The sequence below is a fragment of the Bradyrhizobium sp. genome (assembly GCF_028868675.1).
Classification (GTDB): Bacteria; Pseudomonadota; Alphaproteobacteria; order Rhizobiales; family Xanthobacteraceae; genus Bradyrhizobium.
In genome coordinates this window covers 1-2,108 of sequence record NZ_JAGWUA010000360.1, presented here as the reverse complement: position 1 = coordinate 2,108, position 2,108 = coordinate 1, and the positions used below count along the sequence as shown (strand labels likewise).

The 2,108-nt window shown below is 68.9% G+C and carries 4 protein-coding genes; 1 reads left to right on the top strand and 3 read right to left on the bottom strand.

The features are described from left to right. The coding region (locus KGM94_RS25090; protein WP_300265405.1) for a 7-cyano-7-deazaguanine synthase at positions 1-516 on the top strand (516 nt) is incomplete at its 5' end. Positions 517-551: 35 nt separating this feature from the next. Here KGM94_RS25090 and KGM94_RS25085 read toward each other — a convergent pair. The 3 genes from KGM94_RS25085 to nthA form a co-directional block, all read right to left on the bottom strand. After that, entirely contained in the window at positions 552-935 is a 384-nt protein-coding gene (locus KGM94_RS25085; RefSeq protein ID WP_300265402.1) for a nitrile hydratase accessory protein, read from the bottom strand. Then, complete coding sequence (gene nthB, locus KGM94_RS25080; RefSeq protein WP_300265399.1) at positions 935-1,594, bottom strand: nitrile hydratase subunit beta; 660 nt, start codon at positions 1,592-1,594, stop codon at positions 935-937. The genes KGM94_RS25085 and nthB overlap by 1 nt, the downstream gene beginning before the upstream one ends. Further along, a partial coding sequence (gene nthA / locus KGM94_RS25075; RefSeq protein ID WP_300265396.1) for a nitrile hydratase subunit alpha occupies positions 1,594-2,108 on the bottom strand: 515 nt, incomplete at its 5' end. The genes nthB and nthA, both read right to left, overlap by 1 nt.

Sequence of the window (2,108 nt, the reverse complement as noted above, 5' to 3'; positions counted from 1 at the left end):
GCGGCGAAGCTCGGCGAGAGCCACACCCTCTCGATCCCGACGCTGTCGGCCATTTCCGACACCGCGCTCACCCGCGACGTCGAGATCGCGATGGGCGCCGACGGCCTTCCCAACACCTTCGTGCCCGGCCGCAACCTGGTGTTCCTGACGTTTGCCGCCGCGCTCGCCTACCGGCGTGGCATCTCCCACATTGTTGGCGGTATGTGCGAGACCGATTACTCCGGCTATCCCGATTGCCGCGACGAGACCATCCGCGCGATGCAGAACGCGTTGTCGCTCGGCATGGCGCGGAAGTTCGAGCTGCACACGCCGCTGATGTGGATCGACAAGGCCGCGACCTGGAAGCTCGCGCACGAGCTCGGCGGGGCCGGTCTCGTCGATCTCATCCGCGAGCAGTCGCACACCTGTTACCTCGGCGAGCGCGGCGCGCGGCACGACTGGGGTTTCGGCTGTGGCGTCTGTCCGGCCTGCGCGCTGCGGGCGAAGGGCTGGCGGGAGTATGCGAAGGGGAGGTAGAGCCTCACGCTCCCGTCACAGCAATGACGGTGGCGCTACTCAAAATCCTCCGGCCTCAGCTCGATCGGCCTGCCATGCGGCGTGCGGTCGCAAGCCCTGTCCCAGGCGTCGCGGTAGCGGTGCAGCGTCTCCGCGGAGGTGACGCCCTTGGCGGCGACCAGCTTTTCCAGCGTCGCGAGCCAGTGCTGGTAGTAGGTCTCGCCGGTGTCGGGATCGCCGGCTCCCTGCGCCCGCGCAATCTCCTCGGCCAGCGCCGCCGCCCATTCGCTCCAGGTAAACACGCCGCGCTCATAGAGCGTCAGCGCCATCGCGAAGGCATGGGCCTCCCAGGGGGCGCGGAATACGGGGCCGTCCGCGTCGGTCGGAATGCCCGGCACGGCGCCGACGGCCTCGCGTGCAGCTTGCGATTGGATCGGCATCAGGCGCGCTCCAGATAGGGCTCCCAGGCGTCGACCGACACGCTCAGGCCCGGGTCCGGCGCATCGGGCCAGAGATCGGACCCTGTAAACGCGACCGTGTAGAGCCATTGCGGGTCTTCGCCCGCGCCGCGCGCGTTGCTGTCGGGGTAGACGTGGCAACCGTGCACGTGCTCGATACGGCCGACACGGCCGCGGACGTAGTGCGGCAGGCGCGTGTGGGTCGGCGGATGAATGTCTTTGGCGCGGACACGGTCGCCGACAGCGAACAGGGCGGGGCGCGCGCACCCGCGTTCCGTCGGGCCGCCGCGTCGAAGGGTGCTCTCGACGTCGTCGCGCTTCAGGATGCTGTTCACCGGTGTGACGGGATGCAGCACCTTGCCGGCTTCGATCTCGTCGGCGAAAACGAGCTTGCGCTCCTGCATCAGCCGCTCGAGGCCGGCGAGCCAGAGCTCATAGTAGCTCTTGCTCAGATAGTCCGCGGGCGGACGGTTCTCGCGGGCAAAGCGCGACATGTCGATGTTCCAGCCGCCCGGCGTCGCCATGGCGAGGGTGAGCGCAAAGGCGCGGCGCTCCCATTCGGCGTGAAACACTGGCTCGTCCGGCTCCGGCCTGACCGGTCCGACCCAGGGCACGCCGCCCATGTCATGCGCGCCGTCCATCAGGCAATCTCATGTGGTTGTTTCGGCAGTCCGGTGCCGATCATGCTGTCGCGGGTGACGAGGTCGGCGAGGCGCTCCTCGCTCCAGCCCTCGGTGCCGTCGGGGCGCATCGGCAGCACGAGGTAGCGGATTTCCGCGGTGGAGTCCCAGACGCGAATCTTGCGGTCCGCCGGCAGGTCGAAGCCGAAATCCTTCAACACGCCGCGCGGATCCTTCACCGCCTTGGAGCGATACGGCGCCGACTTGTACCAGACCGGCGGCAGGCCCAGCACCGGCCAAGGATAGCAGGAGCACAGCGTGCACACGACCATGTTGTGCACGGCGGGCGTGTTCTCGACCACGACGATGTGCTCGCCCTGACGGCCGGCATAGCCGAGTTCCCCGATCGCCGGCGTGCCGTCGTTCAGGAGGCGGGCGCGAAAGGCGGGGTCCGTCCAGGCGCGCGCCACGACGCGTGCCCCGTTGCGCGGGCCGACCCTGGTCTCGTAGGTCTCGATCAGGAGGTCGAGCGCGG